Origin of the sequence: Lapillicoccus sp., assembly GCF_039935575.1 — a bacterium.
In the GTDB taxonomy this organism is placed as follows: domain Bacteria; phylum Actinomycetota; class Actinomycetes; order Actinomycetales; family Dermatophilaceae; genus Lapillicoccus.
This window is the reverse complement of the sequence record NZ_JBDTKA010000104.1, coordinates 1-22,077: the sequence shown is the minus strand read 5'-3', so window position 1 is coordinate 22,077 and position 22,077 is coordinate 1. Positions and strand designations below refer to the sequence as shown.

Here is a 22,077-nt window from a genome sequence, read left to right as displayed (position 1 = left end):
AGCACCTCGTCGAGCTTGTGCGAGATAAAGATGACCGTGAGACCCTCGGTGGTGAGCTCGCGCAGGTTGTCGAAGAGCTCCGATACCTCTTGGGGCACGAGAACGGCGGTGGGCTCGTCGAGGATGAGGATCTGCGCGCCGCGAAACAACACCTTGAGGATCTCCACCCGTTGCCGCTGCCCGACACCGAGGTCGGCCACGAGCACGTCGGGGTCGACGCCGAGGCTGTAGGACTTCGAGATGTCCTCGATCGTCCGGCGGGCCTCGTCGCCGATGCCATGCAGCTTCTCGGCGCCGAGGACGACGTTCTCGAGCACCGTGAAGTTGTCGGCGAGCATGAAGTGCTGGAACACCATGCCGATCCCGGCGTTGATGGCGTCGATAGGACTGCGCAGCGTGACTGTCTGCCCGTTGACGGCGATGGTGCCCTCGTCGGGTTGCTGGACGCCGTAGAGGATCTTCATCAGCGTCGACTTGCCGGCCCCGTTCTCACCGACGATCGCGTGGATCGTGCCCCGGGTGACCGACAGCTCGATGTCTTTGTTGGCCACGACACCAGGGAAGCGTTTGGTGATGCCGTGGAGCTCGACCGCCGGCGGGGCGCCTCCTGACGCGGCAGACGGGCGGTCGATGACCGTGGAGTCGGTGATGACGTCCTCCTCGCGTGGGTTCCCAGCCTCGGTGTGGGCCAACCTATGACACGAAGGGGCCCGGTCGGCACGCAATCGTGCCGCCGGGCCCCCTCGTCATGCTGGCTGTCAGGTCAGCTATGAGCGCGAGAGGTCAGGGCTTGGTCGGGACGGTGATCGTCCCGGCAATGATCTGCTGCTTGTAGTCGTCGAGCTTGGCCTTGATGTCGTCGATCTTGCCGCCGGTCGTCGAGTAGTCGACGCCGCCGGCCTTGAGGTCGAAGACCTTGTTGCCGGCCTTGAAGTTGCCGTCCTTGACCGACTTGATGAAGTCGAACACGCCGACATCGACCTTCTTGATCATCGAGGTCAGGATCACGTCGCGCACGTCCGCTGCGGCGGTGAGCGCCTGGTCGGAGTCGACACCGATGGCCTGCTTGCCCGCGGCCTTCGCCGCGGTGAAGACGCCGCCGCCGGAGCCGCCGGCCGCCGCATACACGATGTCCGCACCGCCCTGGTACATGCCCTCGGCGGCTGCCTTGCCCTTGTCGACCGAGGAGAACCCGGAGAAGTCCGGTGGCTCGGTGAGGTACTTGACGTCGATGACGATGGTGGGGTTGACCGCCTTGGCACCGGCCTGGTACCCCGCCTGGAACTTCTTGATGAGGTCGGTGTCGACGCCACCGATGAAGCCGACGTGGTTCGCCTTGGACTTCAGCGCGGCCGCTGCACCGACGAGGAAGGAACCCTGCTCCTCGGCGAAGGTGATCTGGTCGACGTTGGGACCGGCCGAGTCGCTCGAGGCGTCGTCGACGATGGCGAACTTGACGTTGGGGTTCTTCTTGGCGATATCGCCGACGGACTTCGCGTAGGCGAACCCGACGGCGACGACGTTGGTGTAGCCCGCGTCGATCAGCTGCTGAAGCCGTTCGGCGCGAGCCGACTCGGCCTCACCGTTGGTGGCCGCGGCCTCCTTGGAGGTGACCCCGAGCTCCTTGACGGCCTTGTCCAGGCCGGCCGCTGCCGCGTCGTTGAAGGACTGGTCCCCGCGGCCACCCACGTCGTAGGCCATGCCGACCTTGAGCCCGCCCGCGGCGCTCGAGGTGCCGCCACCGCCACCGGTGCTCGGCGTGGACGACGATCCACAGGCCGAGAGTCCGAGTGCGAGAACCGCGGCGCCCGCAACCACACTGATCGTTGAACGCAAGGCGCTCTCCTTTGTCTGCTGATGAGGCGCCCGGTCGGGGCGCCGGACGGCGAGACTCTATCGTCGCCGAAAGGCCTTGGAGCCGGGTTCGCCATCGGCGGCGGGAACCGTTACCGAGGTGCAACGATCCCGACGCTGTCGCGCCGAGGTCGGGGTTCGGGGGTGTCCTGGCCGCTTCTGGCTTCGCGGGCGCTCCACAGCGTCGCCTGGGTCAGCACCCGGACGCCGATGCCGACGGCCCGTTCGTCGATGATGACGTCGCCCATATGCAGGTCGAACGTCGGGCCACCCGGGGTCCGGGTACCCAGTCTCGCAAGCGCGCCGCTCACCTGGGTGAGGTACCAGCCGAAGTCCTCCCCGCCGAGCGACTGCAAGGTGGTGGTCTCGACGGCCCCGCCGCCCAGGACACCGGCCCGCAGGGCGTCGATCGCGGCGGCGTCGTTGAGGACGGGCGGCACGCCCTGGACGTGCCGCACGGTCGCGGTCACGCCGTAGGGCAGGACAACGGCGTGGATGATCTGCTCGAGCAGCGCACCTGCCGTGTTCCAGGCCTGGACGTCGAGCATGCGCAGGGTGCCGGAGACGGTCCCGGTGGCGGGGATGACGTTCTGTGCGCCGCCGGCGTGGACGCTGCCCCAGACGAGGGCCACCCCGGCCCGTGGGTCGATCCGCCTCGACAGCGCGGCCGGGACGTCCGTGACGACCTTGGCGAGCGCATAGGTGAGGTCCTGGGTCAGGTGGGGGCGCGAGGTGTGCCCGCCTCGACCGTTGAGGGTGACCTCGACGGCGTCGGAGGCGGCCGTGACGGGACCGACCTTGAGCCCGACCTCGCCGACGTCGATGGTGGGGTCGCAATGCACGGTGAGGATGCGGTCCACCCCGTCCAGCCCGCCGGCCTCCATCACCTCGTGGGCACCGCCTGGGATGACCTCCTCGGCCGGCTGGAAGATCAACCGGACGCCGACGCCCATCTCGACCAGGGCCGGCTCGTGGTGAGCGAGAGCAAGCCCCGCGCCGAGCACGACAGTCGTGTGGACATCGTGACCGCATGCGTGACACACGCCGTGGACGGTGGAGGCCCACGGCAGTCCCGTCACCTCCGGCACCGGGAGGGCGTCGATGTCGGCGCGCAAGGCCACCCGGTATGCCGGTTGCTCGGCGCCGAGGTCGGCTACGAGGCCGGTTCCCGGCAGCCTGCGCGCCCGGACGCCGGCTCGTTCGAGCTGGTGGAGGACAACCTCGGTGGTGCGCTCCTCGCGGTGCGAGAGCTCAGGGTGTGCGTGTAGGTCCCGGCGGAACGCGATCAGGTCGAGGCCTGGTTGCTCGACGCGGTCCACACCCGAAGGCTATCCGGAGGGCGGCGGGCCCACCGGTGGTAGGTACGCTCGCCGACCGTGACCGGCCCGCTCGCGACCCCCGACCTCTTCGTCGTACTTCCAGTGGTGGCCCAGGCGCTCGCTGCCGGGACAGGCGTAGTCGCCCTGGAGAGCACGATCCTGGCCCAGGGGCTCCCGCGGCCCGACAACCGCCGCATCGCCGACGAGGTCGAGGACGCCGTCCGCGCGGCGAGTGCGACGCCGGCGACCATCGCCGTCCTCGACGGCGTGGTCCACGTCGGGCTCACGCCGGCCGAGCTGGACCGGGTGTGTGCCGACGGGGACCTGGCCAAGCTGAGCATCCGCGACGTGGGAGTCGCTGTCGCCCAAGGGCGCAGCGGCGCGACCACGGTGGCGTCGACGGCGGCGTTGTCGCACCGGGCAGGTATCGAGGTGTTCGCCACCGGTGGCCTCGGTGGCGTGCACCGCGGAGCCGCCGAGACGTTCGACGTCAGCGCCGACCTCGCGGCGATCGGGCGGACCCCGGTCGTCGTCGTGTGCGCCGGGGTCAAGTCGATCCTCGACGTAGCGGCCACGTTGGAGGTCCTCGAGACGCTGTCGGTGCCGGTCCTCGGGTACCGCACCGACCGGTTTCCCGGGTTCTACCTCGCCGACTCCGGCCATCCGGCGCCGTGGCGTGTCGAGACGGCGCACGAGGCGGCTGCGGTGGCCCATGCACGTCGGGTCCTCGCGACCGACTCGGCCGGCGTCGTCCTCGCCAACCCGCTACCCGCCGAACGTCAGGTGGATCCGGTGTTGCACGACCGGCTCGTGGCCGAGGGACTGGCGATGCTGGAGCGCGAGGGAGTACGGGGCAAGGACGTGACCCCGCGCCTGCTCGAGCTGTTCCACGCGCGTTCGGGTGGCGAGAGCCTGAGAGCCAACGTCGAGCTGGTGATCGGCAACGCCGGGCTGGCCGGGGAGGTCGCCGTGGCGCTGGCCGGTTTGCGCCAGTCGTGAGCCAGCGACCGGTCGTCGTCGTCGGCGACCTGGGGGTCGACGTCGTGGTACGCGCTGGGGCGGTCCCGTCACGTGGGGGCGACACCCCCTCGCTGATCGACCAGACGGTCGGCGGAGCAGGGGGCAACAGCGCGAGCTGGCTCGCGGCATACGCCGTCCCGGTCGTGCTGGTGGCTCGGGTGGGTGACGACCCTGCGGGCCGGCTCGTGCGCGATGACCTCGAGCGTTCCGGGGTGTCGGGTGTGCTCGCCGTCGACCCGACGCGGCCTACCTGCACAGTGGTCTCCGTCGTCGAACCGGGGGGCGAACGCAGCATGCTTTCCGACCGAGGCGCGAGTGGTGCACTGGTGCCCGGCGACATCGACCTCGACGCAGCGCTGGCGGCGGTCCCGCCTGGCGTTTTAGGCGTGCCACATCTGCACCTCAGCGGGTTCGTGCTGTTGTCCGAGAGCTCGCGGGCTGCAGGCCGGTATGCGCTCGCCGAGGCGCGGCGACGAGGCTGGTCGACCTCGGTGGATCCTCAGGCGTCGAACCTCGTTGTCAAAGCTGGTGGTTCGACGTTCCTCGAATGGGTGCGCGGCACCGACCTGTTGTTACCGAACGCAGCGGAGCTGGACGCCCTCGGTGGCATCGAGGCCGCGCTCGCTAGCGCGACCGAGGTCGTCGTCACCCGGGGCGCCGACGGGGCCGGCTGGGTGACGCGGGACGAGGACTGGTCGGTGCGCGCCGAACGGGTCGAGGTCGTCGATACCACCGGCTGTGGAGACGCGTTCAACGCCGGACTGCTCGCCGCGTGGTGCGCTGGTGCGAGCCGGCAGTACGCGTTACGGGTGGGCGTGGGGGCCGGAGCCCTGGCCGCTTCCCAGGTGGGCAGTCGACCCCTGCGCGACGGCTGAGCGTCGCGGGTCGGTCGTTCCGAGACGGACGTCGAAGGCTAGAAGGCGTCGCGGGGGACGTAGGTGCCCCATACCTCACGCAGTGCGTGGGCCACCTCGCCCCCGGTAGCTCGCAGGCGCAGCGCTTCCTTCATGGGGTACAGCAGGTTTGCGGTCCCCCTGGCGGCGTCCTGGATGGCCACCAGCGCCGCGGCCACCGCGTCGCTGTCCCGGTCGGCGCGCAGTGCGGCGAGACGGGCGACCTGCTCGCGCTCGATCTGCGGATCGACGCGCATCGGCTCGTAGGGGTCCTCGACGTCCACCGTGAACCGGTTGACGCCGACGATGGTGCGCTCCTTGTGGTCGATCTCGAGGGCGATGCGGTAGGCGCTGCGCTCGATCTCCGACTTCTGGAAGCCCTCCTCGATCGCGGCAACGGCGCCGCCCTTGTCCTCGACGGTCTGGATCAGCTCGAGTGCCGCAGCTTCGATCTCGTCGGTCATGGCCTCGATGGCATACGAACCGGCAAACGGGTCAACGGTTTTGGTGACGTCCGTCTCGTAGGCAATCACCTGCTGGGTGCGCAGCGCGAGGCGCGCGGCCTTCTGCGTCGGGAGAGCAATGGCCTCGTCGTAGGAGTTGGTGTGCAGCGACTGAGTTCCGCCGAGCACAGCGCCGAGGCCCTGCAGGGCCACGCGCACGAGGTTGACCTCGGGTTGCTGGGCGGTGAGCTGGACGCCAGCGGTCTGGGTGTGGAAACGGAGCATCAACGACTTGGGGTTAGTCGCCCCGAATTCCTCACGCATGACGCGCGCCCAGATCCGGCGTGCCGCGCGGAACTTCGCAACCTCCTCGAGCAGCGTCGTGCGGGCGACGAAGAAGAACGACAGCCGCGGCGCAAAGTCGTCGACCGCGAGACCGGCGGCCTGCGCCGCCCGCACGTACTCCTTGGCGTTCGAGAGCGTGAAGGCGATCTCCTGCACCGGCGTGGCACCGGCCTCGGCCATGTGGTATCCGGAGATCGAGATCGTGTTCCACTTGGGAATCTCTTTGCGGCAGTAGGCGAAGGCGTCCGAAACGAGGCGAAGCGACTCGCGCGGGGGATAGATGTAGGTGCCTCGGGCGATGTACTCCTTGAGCACGTCGTTCTGGATCGTGCCCGTGAGCTTGTCACCGGAGATGCCGCGCTCCTCGGCGACGAGCTGGTAGAGCAGCAGCAGCACCGATCCGGGCGCGTTGATCGTCATCGAGGTCGACACCTCGTCGAGCGGCAGCCCGTCGAACAGCACCCGCATGTCGTCGATCGAGTCGATGGCAACCCCGACCTTGCCGACCTCGCCGTGCGCGATGGGCTCGTCGCTGTCGTACCCCATCTGCGTCGGCAGGTCGAACGCGACGCTCAGCCCACCGGTTCCCGCCGCCACGAGCTGGTGGTACCTCTCGTTGCTCTCCTTGGCCGTCCCGAACCCCGCGTACTGGCGCATCGTCCAGGGACGTCCGGTGTACATCGACGCGTACACACCCCGGGTGTAGGGGTACTCGCCGGGCTCGCCCAGCTGGACGGCCGGGTCGAAGCCGGCCAGGTCCTGCGCGTCGTAGCGCTCGCGGATCGGCAGGTCGGACTCGGAACGCGCGCCGTCGCCGCCGTCAGCCATGCCTCATGCTAGCGACGCCCTGGCCCTCGCCTCGCCCACCCACATACCGGAGCGACGGGCCGTTGTCCGTTTTCAAGCAGTCCGAGCCACGCTTGAGGGGGTGGGGCCAGCCCGACGGGTCCGGCGACGCCGTTGAGCCACGGCGGCGCGAAGGGTCGCTGCGACCAGGCCAGGCTCGAACATGACCTACACCCACGTGAAGCGCAGCACGAGCCAGCCCCGGATGACCAGCTCGTCGTAGCGCCGGCAGTCACGTTCGAAGGCCTTGCGTGAACCGTGGAACTCGAGACCCTCCGCCTCAACGACGATCCTCAGCTCCTCGTCGGCTAGGTCGACGCGCGCAAAGAAGCCGTCGTCGCTGATGCTCACCTGGGGTTGAACGTGTAGGCCTGGTACGGCGAAGGTGATCGCCCGGAGCACGGACTCGAACGGGTTCGCCGCCCTGGGGTCCGCGGCCCGCGCGTACGCCAGCACCCGGTCACGCGAGCGGGGCGGCAGGGCAAGCGCTGCCAGCTGTACGTCCTTCGTTTGGGCACAAAGACGTGAGGATACAGTGGAACCGGCCAAGGCTCAGGTCGAACGGGCTCGCATCCGTTCGTCCCAGCGCTCCCCGATCTTGACCATCTCGTCGCTCACGTACTGCAGGAACTCGGCCGACAGGGCCAACCGGGTCCCCGCGGGGGTCCCCTGACCGCCGACCGCACTCACGCCGGACACCAAGGCGTCGAGGATGGGGACATAGGTGCTGCGGCTGCGGACCATTGCGTCGTGCCAGGTCTCGTCGCGCACGGCGTAGACGTCGCGACGCGTTCCGGCCTGTCGTTCGCGGTGCAGCATGTGCGTCTGCGCGAGGTACTTGACCGCGCCCGAGACCGACGCAGGGCTCACGTCGAGGTTCTCGGCGATCTCGGCAGAGGTCATCCGACCGTCGTCGTCGGCCAACAACGCTGCGAAGACGCGGGCCGGCAGACGCGGCATACCGGCCTCGGTGAGGGCGGAGCCGAACCGTTCGACGAACACGCGCACCTCTTCGCTGGCCGGCATACCCACACTTTAGTGTATTCAGTATTTTCTGAATACGATGTACCGTGGCGCACATGGACACTGCCATCCAGGTGCGCGGCCTACGCAAGTCGTTCGGACACTCGGTTGCCCTCGACGGCCTCGACCTCGAGGTCGGCATCGGTCAGGTGCACGGGTTCCTCGGCCCCAACGGCGCGGGCAAGTCGACGACGATCCGCATCCTGCTCGGGCTGGTCCGCGCCGACTCCGGGGAGGCGACGCTGCTCGGCGGCGACCCCTGGCGCGATGTCGAGGCGCTGCACCGCCGGCTCGCCTACGTCCCGGGTGACGTCACCCTCTGGCCGAACCTGTCCGGCGGAGAGGTCATCGACCTGCTCGGCCGCCTGCGCGGCGGCGTCGACCAGAAGCGGCGCGACGCGTTGGTCGAACGGTTCGAGCTGGATCCGACCAAGAAAGGCCGCACCTACTCCAAGGGGAACCGGCAGAAGGTGGCTCTCGTCGCGGCCCTCGCCTCCGACGTCGAGCTCCTCCTGCTCGACGAGCCGACGTCGGGGCTCGACCCGCTGATGGAGACGGTCTTCCGCGGCGCCGTCGAGGACCTCCGCCGCGAGGGACGCACCGTGCTGCTGTCGAGCCATATCCTCAGCGAGGTCGAGGCGCTCGCCGACCATGTCAGCATCATCCGCGACGGTCGCACCGTCGAGTCTGGTGCGCTCGCCGACATGCGACACCTCACCCGGTCCAGCGTCGATGCCGTCCTGGCCGAGGCCCCGCCGCCCGCGCTGCTGGTGGGCCTCCCCGGTGTCGAGGACCTCGTGGCCGACGGGACGCACGTCGCCTTCACGGTCGACACCCCCCTCGTCGGAGACGCGTTGGCACGTCTGGGTGCCCACGGCATACAGAGCTTGACCTGCCAGCCGCCGAGCCTCGAGCAGCTCTTCATGAAGGAGTACCGCACCGCGCCGGTACGCGTCGAGGCAGAAGCCCAGGCATGAGCGGGTATGCCGGCACGGCCACCCTGGTGCGCCTCGCGCTGCGCCGGGACCGGCTCGTCATCCCGCTGTCCATCGTGGGCCTCGTGGCCCTCGCCGGCGGCTCGGCAAAGTCCAGCCTCGACCTCTTCCAAGGTCAGGCCACGATCGACGCCACCCGAGCCCTGCTGGCCAGTCCGGCCATTCTCGCGATGTACGGCCCCGTCGCCAACCCCGACAACCCCGACTCGTTCGCCGTCTTCAAAACGCTGCTGCTCGGGGCCGTCGCGCTGGCTATTCTCGCCGTCGTGGTCGTCCGCCGACATACACGAACGGAAGAGGAGGCCGGGCGCACCGAGCTCGTCGGTGCCGGAGTAGTCGGCCGGCGCGCCCCACTCACCGCGGCAGTCATCGTGTCGGCGGGAACCGTCCTGGTCACCAGCGCCCTCGCGGCCGCCAGCCTCGTCGGCGCCGGCCTGGGCCCGACCGGGTCGGTCGCTTTCGGCGCCGCCTGGGCGAGCGCGGGGCTCGTCTTCACCGGGGTCACCGCGGTCGCGGCTCAGCTGACCGCCACTACTCGCGGCTGCGGCGCTTGGGCGTTAGGTGCGCTCGCGGTGGCCTACCTGCTGCGCGCGGTCGGCGACACTGCTACCGGGGCCGCCTCGGCTCTCACCTGGCTCTCGCCGCTCGGGTGGGCCGAGAAGATCGAGGTCTTCGGCGAGAACCGCCTCGTCGTCGCACTGCTCCCGCTCGCGGTCTCCGGTCTTCTCGTGGTCGGCGCCTACGCGCTGCAGGCTCGCCGCGACATCGGCTCCGGCCTGCTCGCTGCCCGTCCCGGGCCCCGGCGCGCGCCCGCCTCCCTACGCTCGCCATGGGCGCTCGCATGGCGGCTGCAACGCGCGACGTTGCTCGGGTGGGCGGTGGCCTACGCCGTGCTCGGAGTCGTCCTCGGCGGCGTCGCGGGCAGTGTCGGCGCGATCGCGTCGAGCGCCCAGATGCAGGACTTGCTCCGCAAGCTCGGTGGCACTGCAGGGTCGATCACCGACATCTTTGTCTCGACGGAGGTGCAGTTCCTCGCGATCGGCGCGGCGGCATACGGGATCTCCGCAGCCTTGCGGCTGCGTTCGGAGGAGGCCGACCTGCACACCGAGCAGGTCCTCGCCACGGGTGCCACACGCCGAGTCGTGCTCGCCAGCCACGCGCTGGTGGCGCTGCTCGGCAGCGCCCTGCTGATGCTGCTTCTCGGCGCCAGCCTCGCGCTCGGAACCGCCTCTGGCTCAGACGGTTTCGCCGCTGCGCTCGGCCACGTCCTGCCCAGCGCACTGGCGACGATCCCGCCGGTGTGGGTGTGCGTCGGGCTCGCCCTGGCGATCTTCGGGTCCGCTCCCAGGGTCGTGTATGCCGCCTGGGGCCTGCTCGCGTTGTTCGTGTTCGTCGGGGAGTTCGGCTCGCTCGTCGACCTGCCTCAGGTCGCCATCGACCTCTCGCCGTTCGTCCACGCCGCCGTGGTCCCGGGGACGGCGGTGGTGGCCCTGCCACTCGTCGTTCTCCTCGCCCTCGCGGGCGCGCTGGTGACGGCCGCTGGAGTCGCCTTCCGCCGTCGCGACATCGGCTGACGGAGCGGCCGGTCAGAGCTCGAGTGAGCTCAGGTGAGCGCTCAGGTGAGCTCGGTCCGGCCGCCCGCCTTGAGGCGGTCGACGACCGCCTTGACTTCCTGGGCTCTGGCCCTCGAGACGACGAGCAGGGCGTCCGGTGTGTCCACGACCACGACATCCTCGAGGCCCACCACCGCGACGACGCGGCCTCCTCGGGCGGCGACGATCCCGGTGGAGTCAACCCCGATCACATCGGCTGCGTCGCCGAGGACAGTAAGTGCCGACCTGCCCCCGCCGCGTTCGAGTAGTGCACCGAGAGAAGCGAAGTCGCCCACATCGTCCCACGTGAACGACGCCGGGATGACGGCGACCAACCCGTCGCGCGCCGCCGGTTCAGCGACGGCGTGGTCGATCGCGATGCCGGTCAACCCGTCCCAGTCCTCCTCCAGCCGGCTCGGGTCGGCGGCGATCGCGCGCAGCGTGGCCGCGAGCTCGGGGTGGTAGGCCGCCAGAGCGTCAAGCAGGGCGCTCGCCTTCGCCACGAACATGCCCGCGTTCCACCAGTAGCCGCCCGAGGCGATGTACTGCGCCGCCGTCGTCGCGTTGGGCTTCTCTACGAACTCCCGAACCGCTCGCGCCCGAGGCGCGTCGGCGACACGGAGCGCGGCACCCTCGTGGATGTAGCCGAACGCCGTCGACGGCTCGCTCGGCGTGATGCCCAACGTGACGATCCGCCCGGTGCGCGCCACGGCTGCCGCCTCCCGGACGGCCGCGTGGAACTCGTCTACCTGGTCGATGACGTGGTCGGCGGCGAACGAACCGATGACCGCGTCAGGGTCACGGCGCTCGATGATCGCCGCCGCCAGGCCGATGGCCGGCATCGAGTCGCGCGGGCTGGGCTCGGCGACGACATCCTGGGGGTCGACCTCCGGCAGCTGCTCACGGACGGCGTCGGCGTGCAGTGCTCCCGTGACCACGAGGACGCCGCCCTCGCTGATCGGGGCGAGCCGGTCCCAGGTGCCCTGCAACAGGGTGCGACCCGAACCGGTGAGATCGTGCAGGAACTTCGGGGACGCCCGCCGGGACAACGGCCACAGACGGGTACCCGCGCCTCCGGCGGGGATAACGGACCAGAACCCGTCGATGGGCTGGATGGGCTCATGGTCCGTCATGGCCGATCACCTTAGGCGTAGACCAACATTCCCGGCGCAGCGAACCCGAAGTGTGAATAGGTGGCCCCCCGAGGGGGCGGGAAGTTTCACGCAGATCGCAGGATCCGTGACCGGAAGCGGCGGCTGGTGCCGGAGATCGTCCGGCCCTGGTCCTGCCCCCGGCTACTGGTGAGTAACGAGACGCAATGCACAGTCCGAGGGGCCCCCCTCGGCTCGTGGGCCGCTCTCACACAGACGTATCGTTGATGTTTGTGGCCACCTCGACATTGCCGACCGTGACGGCTCGCCGGACCACCATCGCGATGAAGATGGTGATGGCGGTTTCCGGTGCACTCTTCGTGCTCTACGTGCTCGCGCACATGTACGGCAACCTCAAGGCCTTTGGCGGCAAGGGCGCCTACGACGACTACTCCGAGCACCTCCGCACGCTCGGTGAGCCGATCCTGCCTTATTCTGGGTTCCTCTGGGTGCTGCGTCTGCTGCTCGTCGGCGCGCTTGTGCTCCACGTCTACTCTGCGTTCTACCTGTGGAGCCGTTCGCACAGCGCGCGGTCGACGCAATACCAGGTGAGAAAGGCTGTGGCGGCGACTATCTCGGCCCGGTTCATGCGTTGGGGTGGCGTCGCGCTGCTGCTGTTCATCATTGTCCACCTCCTGCAGTTCACGACGAACACGATCCGGGTGGACGGCAACTTCTCCAGCCCGTACGACCGGCTCGTCGCTGCCTTCCACGTCTGGTGGGTGGTGGTCATCTACCTGCTGGCCCTGGCCGCCCTCGGCATGCACCTGCGGCATGGGGTGTGGAGCGCCAGCCAGACCCTCGGCTGGACCAGTTCGGCCCGCGCCCGCCGGACCGCCAACACGACCGCGATCACCGTCGCACTGGTGGTCTCGGTGGGGTTCGCCATCGTCCCGCTGTCCATCCTCGTCGGCCTTATCACCTAGGAGCCATCGATGACCGTGACCCAGAACGACACCACTCCCGATATCACCCCCGACATCGGTACTGCGACCGGTCTCTACCGGACCGGCGAACCGATCGCTGACGGCAAGGCACCCACCGGGCCGATCGACGAGCGCTGGAACAAGCGCAAGTTCGAGGCCAAGCTGGTCAACCCGGCGAACCGGCGCAAGCTCAGCGTCATTATCGTCGGCACCGGTCTGGCCGGGGCCGCCGCGGGCGCGACGCTCGCCGAGGCCGGCTACCAGGTGACCTCGTTCTGCTACCAGGACTCGCCGCGACGAGCGCACTCCATCGCGGCGCAGGGCGGGATCAACGCCGCAAAGAACTACAAGGCCGACGGTGACTCGGTCTACCGGCTCTTCTACGACACCGTCAAGGGTGGCGACTTCCGCTCCCGGGAGTCCAACGTCTTCCGACTGGCCGAGGTCAGCGCCAACATCATCGACCAGTGCGTCGCCCAGGGCGTCCCGTTCGCTCGCGAGTACGGCGGGCTGCTCGACAACCGGTCGTTCGGCGGCGTCCAGGTCTCGCGGACCTTCTACGCGCGCGGCCAGACTGGGCAGCAGCTGCTCATCGGCGCATACCAGGCCCTCGAGCGGCAGATCGCCGAAGGCGGCCTGAAGATGCACACCCGCCACGAGATGCTCGAGCTCGTCATCGTCGACGGTCGGGCCCGCGGCGTCATCGTGCGCGACATGGTCACCGGCGACATCGAGACCCACCTCGCCGACGCGGTCGTACTCGCGAGCGGTGGCTACGGCAACGTCTTCTTCCTGTCCACGAACGCGATGGGCTGCAATGTCACCGCGACCTGGCGGGCGCACCGCAAGGGCGCGTACTTCGCGAACCCGTGCTACACGCAGATCCACCCCACCTGCATACCCGTCGCCGGTGAGCACCAGTCCAAGCTCACGCTGATGAGCGAGTCGCTGCGCAACGACGGCCGTATCTGGGTGCCGAAGGACCGTGAGGACTGCGAGAAGGACCCGCGCGACATCGCCGAGGAGGACCGCGACTACTACCTGGAGCGCATCTACCCGTCGTTCGGCAACCTGGTCCCCCGCGACATCGCCTCGCGGCAGGCCAAGAACGTCTGCGACGAGGGCCGCGGTGTCGGGCCCAAGGTGGGCGACTTCCGGCGCGGGGTCTACCTCGACTTCACCGACGCCCTCAAGCGGATGAGCCAGGACGCGGTCGCGGAGAAGTACGGCAACCTCCTGGACATGTACCAGCAGATCACCGGTGAGAACCCCTATGAGGTTCCCATGCGGATCTACCCCGCGGTGCATTACGCGATGGGCGGCCTCTGGGTCGACTACGACCTGCAGTCCAACATCCAGGGGCTCTTCGTCGCCGGTGAGGCGAACTTCAGCGACCACGGCGCGAACCGGCTCGGCGCGTCCGCGCTCATGCAGGGCCTCGCCCACGGTTACTTCGTCCTGCCCAACACGATCCGCGAGTACCTGGCCAGCGGCCCCTATCCGGTCGTACCGCCCGACGCCCCCGAGGTACGCGCTGCGCGCACCGAGGTTCAGGAGCGCGTCGCAAAGCTGTTGGCCGTGGGCGGAGAACGCACCGTCGACTCCTTCCACCGCGAGCTCGGCAACATCATGTGGGAGTTCTGCGGGATGGAGCGCTCCGAGGAAGGCCTGTCCAAAGGAATTGACCTGATCCGCTCGCTCAGGGACGAGTTCTGGCGCAACGTCCGCGTCCTCGGGTCCGGCGAGGAACTGAACCAGAGCCTCGAGAAGGCCGGCCGCGTCGCCGACTTCCTCGAGCTCGGCGAGCTGATGTGCATCGACGCGCTGCACCGGCGCGAGTCGTGCGGCGGCCACTTCCGCACCGAGAGCCAGACCGAGGACGGGGAGGCACTACGCCAGGACGACGAGTATGCCTACGTCGCGGCCTGGGAGTTCGGCGCGGACCCGAGTGGTGAGGCCCGGCTGACGCCGGTGCTGCACAAGGAGAGCCTCGTCTACGAGTACGTCGAGATGAAGCAACGGAGCTACAAGTGAATCTCACGCTCAAGGTCTGGCGGCAGCCCGACGCACAGACCGACGGTCAGATGGTCACCTACGCGGTGGACGACATCTCACCGGACATGTCGTTCCTGGAGATGCTCGACGTCCTCAACGAGCAGCTCATCCACGCCGGCGACGACCCGGTCGCGTTCGACAGTGACTGTCGCGAGGGTATCTGCGGCATGTGCGGGCTGATGATCAACGGCAACGCGCACGGCCCACAGGTGACGACGACCTGCCAGCTGCACATGCGCTCGTTCAGCGACGGCGAGACGATCACCATCGAACCGTGGCGGGCGACGGCGTTCCCCGTCCTGAAGGACCTCATCGTCGACCGGTCCGCTTTCGACCGGATCATCCAGGCGGGCGGGTTCGTCAGCGTCAACACCGGTGCTGCCCCGGACGCGCAGGCGGTGCTCGTCCCCAAGGAGAACGCGGACGCGGCGTTCGGCGCAGCGGCCTGCATCGGGTGCGGGGCGTGCGTCGCGGCCTGCCCGAACGCGTCCGGAATGCTGTTCATGGGCGCCAAGGTCACTCACCTCGGCATGCTCCCTCAAGGTCAGCCCGAGCGGGACGCGCGCGTGGTCTCGATGGTCGGCCAGCACGACGCGGAAGGCTTCGGTGGGTGCACCAATATCGGTGAGTGCGCGGCTGCCTGCCCCAAGGAGATCCAGATGGACGTCATCTCAACGCTCAACAAGGACCTGCGGACGGCGTTGCGCCACCACCGCTGACCTGTCGAGGTCGGGACCTAAGACCCTGTCTGCCGTTGCGCGCGGCCACGAGAGTGGTCTCGTCCCCATCCGCATGCCGCAGGAAAGCAGGTCGCCTCCCATGGCCACTACCTCTATCACCACCTCATCCCCCACGCCAGCAACGGCCCACCGCGCCTCGGGGGCCGGTCAGGTCGCGCTCGCGGTGGCCCGCATCGGGCTCGGATTCGTCTTCCTCTGGGCGTTCCTGGACAAGATGTTCGGTCTGGGCTACGGGACGGGGAGCGCGAAGTCCGTGCTCAACGGGGGTTCGCCGTCGAAGGGCTTCCTCTCCCACGTCAACGTCGGGCCGTTGCAGAGCTTCTTCCACTCGATCGCGGGGGTCGGCATCGTCGACTGGATCTTCATGATCTCGTTGCTGGGGATCGGTGTCGCAATGATCCTCGGCGCGGGCCTGCGCATCGCCGCCGTCAGCAGTGTCGTGCTGCTCCTCGGGATGTGGGCCGCGGAGTGGCCGATGGCCCAGTTTGCCGCCGACGGCACGGCCAGCGGATCGCAGAACCCGTTCGTGGACTACCACATCGTGTATGCCTTGCTCGCGGTCGTGCTCGGCTTCTTCGCGACCGGGTCGAGGCTTGGGCTCGGCCACTGGTGGTCCACTCTGGGTGTCGTCCGTAAGCACCCGGTGCTCGTCTGACCGTTATACCGCCGCAGGCTTGACTGACCGGGATCCCTGCCACCGGGATCCATGCCATAGTCGCGACCGCCTACCATCACGAGGGTGACAGCCTCCCACGAGCGGATGAGTGACCTGCTCGAGGCGGTGGTGGCGGTCAGCGCCGACCTCGACCTCACCGACGTGCTGTCTCGGATCGTCGGCTCGGCGGTGTCCCTGGTCGGCGCCAGCTACGGCGCCCTGGGTGTGCTGAGCCCCGGTGGTGAGCATCTCGTCGAGTTCATCACCCGCGGCATCAGTGCCGCCGAACGCGAGGAGATCGGCGAGCTCCCCCGCGGACATGGGGTGTTGGGGCTGCTCATCAGGGACCCTCGACCCCGACGACTCAAGGACATCGCGGCCCACCCCGACTCGTTCGGTTTCCCCCCGAACCATCCACCCATGCGTAGCTTCCTCGGCACACCGATCCGGATCCGGGACAAGGTTTACGGGAACCTCTACCTGGCCGAGAAGCAGGGCGCCGACGAGTTCACTGCCGAGGACGAGGAGATTCTGGTGGCGCTGGCTGCGGCGGCAGGCGTGGCCATCGACAACGCTCGGCTCTACGACGACGGTCGGCGGCAACGCGCCTGGATCGAGGCGGTGGGTGAGGTCGCTCAGAGCCTGCTGGAACGTGAGGACGAGCAGGCGGCGATCCGGCTCATGACCGAGCACGCCTGCCGGCTCAGCCTCGGGTCGCACGCGGTCCTCGCGCTGCAGGACGAGGCGGACGACCTGGGCGTCCGGGCCATCTGTCGCGTCGACGGCGAGGAGCTGGTCCACGAGATGGTCCCGCCTGGGCAGCACGCGCACCTCGACGGGCTGCGTTGGGCACGTACTCGACGAGTTCGAACCCCGGCGCTGGAGGTCGCGCCATCGTCGGGTTCTGCCGCGGCGGGGATCGAGGTCGATGTCGTCCGGGTCGCCGGGGTCGCTCCAGGAAGCCCCATGGCGGTGTTCCCCCTCTCACCTGGCCGCGGGGATCTGGGCGTGCTGGTCGTGGCCTGGGACGCCGAGGCCGACCTGGAGCCGACCCACGCACTACCCGCCCTGACCGAGTACGCGCAACAGGTCGGGCTTGCGCTGCTGGCGAGCCGTGCCCAACGAGGCCGTTCGAGGATGGCTCTCGTCGACGACCGAGACCGGATCGCCAGGGATATGCACGACCGTGTCATCCAGCGCCTCTTCGCGACTGGGCTGTCCCTGCAGTCGGCGTCCCGTATCGCTCAGCACCCGACGGTCAGGGTTCGCCTGGACGAGGCCGTCGACGACCTGGACACCGCGATCAAGGAGATCCGTCAGGCGATCTTCGAGCTGCACGCCCCCCGGCGGGACGTCACGGCAGCCGAGGAGCTTGCAGACATCGTGGCAACGTTCTCCTCGGGTCTGGGGTTCGAACCGGACCTCGTGCTGCGTGGCGATCTGTCCGAGCTGGGCCCGTCGACGCGGTCCGATGTGCTCGCCGTCGTCAGCGAGGGGCTGTCGAACATCTCGCGTCACGCGCACGCGAGCCGGGCGCAGGTGGAAGTCGTCGTCGACGACCACCTGAGTATTGACATTGCTGACGACGGCGTCGGGATGGACACTCATCAGCCGCGCAGTGGGCTGGTCAACCTCCATGACCGTGCAACGACCGCCCGGGGAAGCTTCGGGATCACCCAGAACGTGCCCACCGGGACCCTCCTGCGGTGGCGGGTGCCGGTGGTCGTCACATGAGGCCGGGCCTGTCGACGCTCGGGGACCTTGGTCCTGTCCAGTCTGAGCCAACGCGGGCGATGATGGCCTCATGACGATCACGGTGTTTCTGCTGGACGACCACGAGGTCGTCCGCCGTGGTCTGAAGGAGCTGCTCGAGACAACCGGCGACATCCACGTGGTCGGGGAGGCTGGGCTCGCGGCCGAAGCCGTGCGTCGCGTCCCCGCGCTCCGGCCGGACGTCGCGATCTTCGACGCCAGACTCCCCGACGGTTCTGGCATCGACGCGTGCCGTGAGATCAGGTCCGTCGACCCCGGTATCAAAGGGCTCATCCTGACGTCCTTCGACGAGGAGCACGCCTTGACCACGGCGGTCCTGGCCGGCGCATCCGGCTTTCTGCTCAAGGACATCAAGGGCAACGGTCTCGTCGAAGCCATCCGACGGGTGGCCCAGGGCGAGAATCTGCTCGACACCGCGCAGACGCGTCTGCTACTGGAACGCTGGCGGCGGCACCGCGACACCGATCCACGTCTGCAACGGTTGACCGCACAGGAGCGCCGCATCCTCGACCACATCGCCGCCGGTCAGACGAACCGCCAGATCGGGGTGTCCTTGTCACTGGCAGAGAAGACGGTCAAGAACTACGTGACCTCGGTCCTCGGGAAGCTCGGCATGGAACGGCGAACCCAGGCCGCCGTCTTTGCCGCCACCCGAGAGGGCACGGTCGGGCAGACCAGCCGCTGAGCCGGTCGCGGTTCGGTCCGGTGCAACGACTCCGGTAGGGGTCAGGGCTTGCGGCGCGAGATGGTGCGGCCCAGCCAGGTGATCGGATCGTACTTCCGGTCGACGACGCGTTCCTTCATCGGGATGATCGCGTTGTCGGTGATGTGGATGTGCTCCGGGCAGACCTCGGTGCAGCACTTGGTGATGTTGCACATCCCGATCCCCTGCTGGTCGCGGGCAAAGCCGGCCCGGTCGGTCCGGGCGTCGAGCGGGTGCATGTCGAGCTCGGCGGCACGGATGAAGAAGCGTGGCCCCGCGAAGGCCTCCTTGTTCTCCTCGTGGTCCCGTGTGACGTGGCAGGTGTCCTGGCACAGGAAGCACTCGATGCACTTGCGGAACTCCTGCGACCGCTCCACGTCGACCTGCTGCATCCGATAGTCACCCGCGGCCACCCCCTTCGGGGGCGCGAACGCCGGTATCTGCCGCGCCTTTCGGTAGTTGTACGACACGTCGGTCACCAGGTCCTTGGTCACTGGGAACGCCCGCAGCGGTGTGATGGTCACGGTCTCGTCCTCGGTGAAGGTAGACATCCGGGTCATGCACATCAGCCGAGGCCGACCGTTGACCTCGGCACTGCACGAGCCACACTTGCCGGCCTTGCAGTTCCAGCGCACCGCGAGGTCGCCGGCCTGGGTGGCCTGCAGCCGGTGGATGATGTCGAGGACGACCTCGCCCTCGTTCACCTCGACGGTGTAGTCCACGAGGTCGCCGCCGTCGGCGTCTCCTCGCCAGACCCGAAAACTCGCGTCGTAGCTCATGACTCGTTCCCCTCCGACACCCCGGCCAGCTCCTGCTCGGTCAGGTACTTCGTGAGCTCGTCGCGCTCGAAAAGCGCCAGCAGGTCGGACCGAATCGGCGTCTGGGGCTGCTCGACGACCTCGACGTCCTCGCCCTCGGAACTGCCGGAGCTGTCGTCAGAGCTGTCGTCGGAACTGTCGGCGACGCTGCAGACCAACAGCTTCTGGCGCCACATCCGGTCCATCGCCGGGAAGTCGTCGCGGGTGTGCCCACCGCGACTTTCCCGCCGCAGCAACGCCGCTCGCGCAACACACTCACTGACCAAAAGCATGTTGCGCAGGTCGAGAGCCAGGTGCCATCCAGGGTTGAACTGCCGATGGCCCTCGACGCTCAAGTGCTGTGCCCGGGCCTTGAGGTCGTCGATCGCCTTGAGCGCCTGCTCCATCTCGCCCTCGCGGCGGATGATCCCGACCAGGTCGTTCATCGTCTGCTGCAGCTCCTGGTGGAGAGTGTAGGGGTTCTCGCCGCCCTCGAGCTCGAACGGCGCCACCGCCTCCCGGGCGGCTGCGTCGACAACTTCCTGCGGGACAGTGGGCCTCGCGTCGGCGAGACCGGACACGTATGCGGCCGCGCCGTTCCCGGCGCGGTTGCCGAACACGAGCAGGTCGGAGAGCGAGTTGCCACCGAGCCGGTTGGAGCCGTGCATTCCGCCGGACACTTCGCCGGCGGCAAACAGACCCGGAACCCGTGCTGCCGCACCGGTGTCCGGGTCGACCTCGACCCCACCCATCACGTAATGACAGGTGGGCCCGACCTCCATGGGCTCGGTCGTGATGTCGACGTCGGCCAGCTCCTTGAACTGGTGATGCATCGACGGCAGCCGCTTCATGATCTCCTCGGGCGAGCGCCGCGAGGCGATGTCGAGGAACACGCCACCGTGAGGCGAACCGCGCCCCGCCTTGACCTCGGAGTTGATCGCGCGCGCCACCTCGTCACGCGGCAGCAGCTCAGGGGGGCGCTTGTTGTGGTCGGGGTCGGTATACCACCGGTCACCCTCGTCCTCGGTCTCGGCGTACTGCCCGCGGAACACCTCGGGGACGTAGTCGAACATGAAGCGCTTGCCCTCGGAGTTCTTCAGCACCCCGCCGTCTCCGCGCACCGACTCGGTCACGAGGATGCCCTTGACCGAGGGTGGCCAGACCATCCCGGTGGGGTGGAACTGCACGAACTCCATGTTGATCAGCGTCGACCCGGCCCGCAGCGCCAGCGCGTGACCGTCGCCGGTGTACTCCCAGGAGTTCGAGGTCACCTTGAACGACTTGCCGATCCCGCCGGTCGCCAGCACGATCGCCGGGGCGGAGAAGCGCACGAAACGGCCCGTCTCGCGCCAGTAGCCGAACGCCCCCGCGATCGCACCCGAGGGGTCACGCAGCAGCTCCGTGACCGTGCACTCCGCGAACACCTTGAGCCGCGCCTCTGCATCGCCGTGATCGAGCTCGTCGTCCTGCTGCAGCGAGACGATCTTCTGCTGCATCGTACGGATCAGCTCAAGCCCTGTCCGGTCGCCCACGTGCGCGAGGCGGGGATACTCGTGGCCGCCGAAGTTGCGCTGGCTGATCTTCCCCTCCGGCGTCCGGTCGAACAGCGCACCGTAGGTCTCCAGCTCCCAGACCCGGTCCGGTGCCTCCTTGGCGTGCAGCTCGGCCATCCGCCAGGAGTTGAGGAACTTACCCCCCCGCATCGTGTCGCGGAAGTGGACCTGCCAGCTGTCGTTGCTGTTGACGTTGCCCATGCTGGCGGCGATGCCGCCTTCGGCCATGACGGTGTGCGCCTTCCCGAACAGGGACTTGCAGATCACGGCGGTCCGCATACCGGCCTCGCGGGCGGCGATGGCCGCACGCAGCCCGGCGCCACCCGCCCCGATGATGACCACGTCGTACTCGTGATGCTCGATCTCGGCCGCCATCAGTTCACCAGCCGCAGGTCGCTGATCGCGCCGGACGCGACGAGCGCGATGTAGGCGTCGGTGACCATGAGCGTCCCCAAGGTGGTCCAGGCCAGCTCCATGTGCCGGCCGTTGAGCGCGGTCACCCGGGTCCACAGCCGGTAGCGGATCGGGTGGGCGGAGAAGTGCTTCAGCCGGCCGCCGATCAGGTGCCGGCACGAGTGGCACGAGACGGTGTAGGTCCACAGCATGACGACGTTGACGAGCATGATGATCGTACCGAGGCCGATGCCGAAGCCTCCCCCGCTGCCATGGAACGCCCGCACGACGTCGTAGGTGTTGATCAGGGACACGACGATGGCAGCGTAGAAGAAGTAGCGGTGCGCGTTCTGCAGGATCAGCGGGAACCGGGTCTCGCCCGTGTAGCGGTTGTGGGGCTCGGCCACCCCGCAGGCCGGTGGGGAGAGCCAGAACGCCCGGTAGTAGGCCTTGCGGTAGTAGTAGCAGGTCAGCCGGAACCCGAGCAGGAACGGCAGGACCAGCAGCCCGAAGGGGACGAACGGCGGGAACTCCCCGAACCAGGTGCCGAAGTCGCGGGCCGCCGGGTTGCACGACGCCGACAGGCAGGGCGAGGAGAACGGCGAGAGGTAGTGGTACTCCTCGACGAAGTAGTTGCGCTGGGACGCGGTCCGCACCAACGCATACAGGAGCCAGAGCACCAGCAAGGTGAAGGTGACCAACGGTTGGACCCACCAGCGGTCGGTGCGCAGGGTGCGCGCGCCGATCGCGGCCCGGCCGCGGGAGTGCACTCCCGACGCCCCGGGGTCTCCCGGGCCACCTCCGAGCTGGGTCTGGGTCATCGTCGACTCCTTGCGCTCATTTCCTACCGCCGTTCGGGAGTGTAACGCCCGGGTTCGCGAGCAGTGGTGACGTACGCTTCCCCGGTCATGTCGACGGTCTATGCCTCCTCGAGCCCCCGGCGTCGCGTCCTCGCGATCATGCCAACCGGGCTGGCCGTGTCGCTAGCCTTGCTCGCCACG

At 68.6% G+C, this 22,077-nt stretch carries 20 protein-coding genes; 10 read left to right on the top strand and 10 right to left on the bottom strand.

All coding sequences use genetic code 11. The annotated features are described in order from the left end of the window. The 3 genes from ABI385_RS12720 to ABI385_RS12710 all read right to left on the bottom strand — a co-directional run. Window positions 1-692: ATP-binding cassette domain-containing protein (locus ABI385_RS12720; protein ID WP_348104119.1), on the bottom strand; the 692-nt coding region annotated here is incomplete at its 3' end. A 91-nt stretch (window positions 693-783) separates the two neighbouring features. Then, window positions 784-1,836 carry a BMP family ABC transporter substrate-binding protein gene (locus tag ABI385_RS12715; RefSeq protein WP_348104118.1) on the bottom strand — a complete coding sequence of 351 codons (1,053 nt, stop codon included), beginning with the start codon at window positions 1,834-1,836 and terminating at the stop codon, window positions 784-786. 110 nt (window positions 1,837-1,946) lie between these two features. Continuing rightward, window positions 1,947-3,173, bottom strand: a complete 1,227-nt coding sequence (locus ABI385_RS12710; RefSeq protein ID WP_348104117.1) for an amidohydrolase — start codon at window positions 3,171-3,173, stop codon at window positions 1,947-1,949. A gap of 57 nt (window positions 3,174-3,230) precedes the next feature. Here ABI385_RS12710 and ABI385_RS12705 point away from each other — a divergent pair, with 57 nt between their 5' ends. After that, the gene (locus tag ABI385_RS12705) at window positions 3,231-4,172 is read left to right on the top strand and encodes a pseudouridine-5'-phosphate glycosidase (RefSeq protein WP_348104116.1); all 942 of its coding nucleotides are present in this window, start codon (window positions 3,231-3,233) and stop codon (window positions 4,170-4,172) included. After that, complete coding sequence (locus ABI385_RS12700) at window positions 4,169-5,068, top strand: sugar kinase (RefSeq protein ID WP_348104115.1); 900 nt, start codon at window positions 4,169-4,171, stop codon at window positions 5,066-5,068. Before ABI385_RS12705 ends, ABI385_RS12700 begins: the two co-directional genes overlap by 4 nt. A 38-nt stretch (window positions 5,069-5,106) precedes the next feature. Here the strand turns inward: ABI385_RS12700 and ABI385_RS12695 are convergent, their stop codons facing one another. The 3 genes from ABI385_RS12695 to ABI385_RS12685 all read right to left on the bottom strand — a co-directional run bounded on the left by ABI385_RS12695 (window position 5,107) and on the right by ABI385_RS12685 (window position 7,746). Further along, a complete protein-coding gene (locus ABI385_RS12695) occupies window positions 5,107-6,702 on the bottom strand; it encodes an acyl-CoA mutase large subunit family protein (RefSeq protein WP_348104114.1) in 1,596 nt (531 codons plus the stop codon). Between the two features lie 186 nt (window positions 6,703-6,888). Continuing rightward, the gene (locus ABI385_RS12690) at window positions 6,889-7,176 is read right to left on the bottom strand and encodes a DUF559 domain-containing protein (RefSeq protein ID WP_348104113.1); all 288 of its coding nucleotides are present in this window, start codon (window positions 7,174-7,176) and stop codon (window positions 6,889-6,891) included. A gap of 96 nt (window positions 7,177-7,272) precedes the next feature. Beyond that, window positions 7,273-7,746 (bottom strand): MarR family transcriptional regulator, encoded by a 474-nt coding sequence (locus ABI385_RS12685; protein WP_348104112.1) that lies wholly within the window; start codon window positions 7,744-7,746, stop codon window positions 7,273-7,275. Window positions 7,747-7,799: 53 nt separating this feature from the next. On the opposite strand from ABI385_RS12685, the gene ABI385_RS12680 reads away from it, so the two are divergent. Together ABI385_RS12680 and ABI385_RS12675 are read left to right on the top strand one after the other, a co-directional pair. Next, a complete protein-coding gene (locus ABI385_RS12680) occupies window positions 7,800-8,720 on the top strand; it encodes an ABC transporter ATP-binding protein (protein WP_348104111.1) in 921 nt (306 codons plus the stop codon). Continuing rightward, complete coding sequence (locus tag ABI385_RS12675) at window positions 8,717-10,312, top strand: polyketide antibiotic transporter (protein WP_348104110.1); 1,596 nt, start codon at window positions 8,717-8,719, stop codon at window positions 10,310-10,312. Before ABI385_RS12680 ends, ABI385_RS12675 begins: the two co-directional genes overlap by 4 nt. 41 nt (window positions 10,313-10,353) lie before the next feature. Here the strand turns inward: ABI385_RS12675 and ABI385_RS12670 are convergent, their stop codons facing one another. Further along, window positions 10,354-11,463, bottom strand: coding sequence for a mannose-1-phosphate guanylyltransferase (locus ABI385_RS12670; RefSeq protein ID WP_348104109.1), 1,110 nt, complete (start codon window positions 11,461-11,463; stop codon window positions 10,354-10,356). 245 nt (window positions 11,464-11,708) lie between these two features. Between ABI385_RS12670 and ABI385_RS12665 the strand changes: the two genes are divergently transcribed. The 6 genes from ABI385_RS12665 (at window position 11,709) to ABI385_RS12640 (ending at window position 18,315) form a co-directional block, all read left to right on the top strand. Then, window positions 11,709-12,407, top strand: a complete 699-nt coding sequence (locus ABI385_RS12665) for a succinate dehydrogenase cytochrome b subunit (RefSeq protein WP_407068273.1) — start codon at window positions 11,709-11,711, stop codon at window positions 12,405-12,407. A 9-nt stretch (window positions 12,408-12,416) separates the two neighbouring features. Then, complete coding sequence (locus ABI385_RS12660) at window positions 12,417-14,441, top strand: fumarate reductase/succinate dehydrogenase flavoprotein subunit (protein ID WP_348104107.1); 2,025 nt, start codon at window positions 12,417-12,419, stop codon at window positions 14,439-14,441. Next, window positions 14,438-15,181 (top strand): succinate dehydrogenase/fumarate reductase iron-sulfur subunit, encoded by a 744-nt coding sequence (locus ABI385_RS12655; RefSeq protein ID WP_348104106.1) that lies wholly within the window; start codon window positions 14,438-14,440, stop codon window positions 15,179-15,181. Before ABI385_RS12660 ends, ABI385_RS12655 begins: the two co-directional genes overlap by 4 nt. A 100-nt stretch (window positions 15,182-15,281) precedes the next feature. Next, the gene (locus ABI385_RS12650; protein ID WP_348104105.1) at window positions 15,282-15,857 is read left to right on the top strand and encodes a DoxX family protein; all 576 of its coding nucleotides are present in this window, start codon (window positions 15,282-15,284) and stop codon (window positions 15,855-15,857) included. A gap of 84 nt (window positions 15,858-15,941) precedes the next feature. Next, the gene (locus ABI385_RS12645; protein WP_348104104.1) at window positions 15,942-17,591 is read left to right on the top strand and encodes a GAF domain-containing protein; all 1,650 of its coding nucleotides are present in this window, start codon (window positions 15,942-15,944) and stop codon (window positions 17,589-17,591) included. Window positions 17,592-17,661: 70 nt separating this feature from the next. After that, the gene (locus ABI385_RS12640; RefSeq protein WP_348104103.1) at window positions 17,662-18,315 is read left to right on the top strand and encodes a response regulator transcription factor; all 654 of its coding nucleotides are present in this window, start codon (window positions 17,662-17,664) and stop codon (window positions 18,313-18,315) included. 41 nt (window positions 18,316-18,356) lie between these two features. Here the strand turns inward: ABI385_RS12640 and ABI385_RS12635 are convergent, their stop codons facing one another. Genes ABI385_RS12635 through ABI385_RS12625 form a run of 3 tightly spaced genes read right to left on the bottom strand, consistent with a single transcriptional unit; the run spans window position 18,357 to window position 21,897 of the window. After that, window positions 18,357-19,112 carry a succinate dehydrogenase/fumarate reductase iron-sulfur subunit gene (locus ABI385_RS12635; RefSeq protein WP_348104102.1) on the bottom strand — a complete coding sequence of 252 codons (756 nt, stop codon included), beginning with the start codon at window positions 19,110-19,112 and terminating at the stop codon, window positions 18,357-18,359. After that, window positions 19,109-21,058, bottom strand: coding sequence for a fumarate reductase/succinate dehydrogenase flavoprotein subunit (locus ABI385_RS12630; RefSeq protein ID WP_348104101.1), 1,950 nt, complete (start codon window positions 21,056-21,058; stop codon window positions 19,109-19,111). Before ABI385_RS12630 ends, ABI385_RS12635 begins: the two co-directional genes overlap by 4 nt. Next, complete coding sequence (locus tag ABI385_RS12625; RefSeq protein WP_348104100.1) at window positions 21,058-21,897, bottom strand: hypothetical protein; 840 nt, start codon at window positions 21,895-21,897, stop codon at window positions 21,058-21,060. Before ABI385_RS12625 ends, ABI385_RS12630 begins: the two co-directional genes overlap by 1 nt. Window positions 21,898-22,077 lie beyond the last annotated feature (180 nt).

Excerpts from the sequence above, each read along its gene's own strand:
- ABI385_RS12680 (WP_348104111.1), top strand. The coding sequence starts at position 7,800 with ATGGACACTGCCATCCAGGTGCGCGGCCTACGCAAGTCGTTCGGACAC.
- ABI385_RS12625 (WP_348104100.1), bottom strand. The coding sequence starts at position 21,897 with ATGACCCAGACCCAGCTCGGAGGTGGCCCGGGAGACCCCGGGGCGTCG.
- ABI385_RS12665 (WP_407068273.1), top strand. The coding sequence starts at position 11,709 with ATGTTTGTGGCCACCTCGACATTGCCGACCGTGACGGCTCGCCGGACC.
- ABI385_RS12650 (WP_348104105.1), top strand. The coding sequence starts at position 15,282 with ATGGCCACTACCTCTATCACCACCTCATCCCCCACGCCAGCAACGGCC.
- ABI385_RS12695 (WP_348104114.1), bottom strand. The coding sequence starts at position 6,702 with ATGGCTGACGGCGGCGACGGCGCGCGTTCCGAGTCCGACCTGCCGATC.
- ABI385_RS12660 (WP_348104107.1), top strand. The coding sequence starts at position 12,417 with ATGACCGTGACCCAGAACGACACCACTCCCGATATCACCCCCGACATC.
- ABI385_RS12670 (WP_348104109.1), bottom strand. The coding sequence starts at position 11,463 with ATGACGGACCATGAGCCCATCCAGCCCATCGACGGGTTCTGGTCCGTT.
- ABI385_RS12640 (WP_348104103.1), top strand. The coding sequence starts at position 17,662 with ATGACGATCACGGTGTTTCTGCTGGACGACCACGAGGTCGTCCGCCGT.
- ABI385_RS12675 (WP_348104110.1), top strand. The coding sequence starts at position 8,717 with ATGAGCGGGTATGCCGGCACGGCCACCCTGGTGCGCCTCGCGCTGCGC.
- ABI385_RS12630 (WP_348104101.1), bottom strand. The coding sequence starts at position 21,058 with ATGGCGGCCGAGATCGAGCATCACGAGTACGACGTGGTCATCATCGGG.
- ABI385_RS12635 (WP_348104102.1), bottom strand. The coding sequence starts at position 19,112 with ATGAGCTACGACGCGAGTTTTCGGGTCTGGCGAGGAGACGCCGACGGC.
- ABI385_RS12685 (WP_348104112.1), bottom strand. The coding sequence starts at position 7,746 with ATGCCGGCCAGCGAAGAGGTGCGCGTGTTCGTCGAACGGTTCGGCTCC.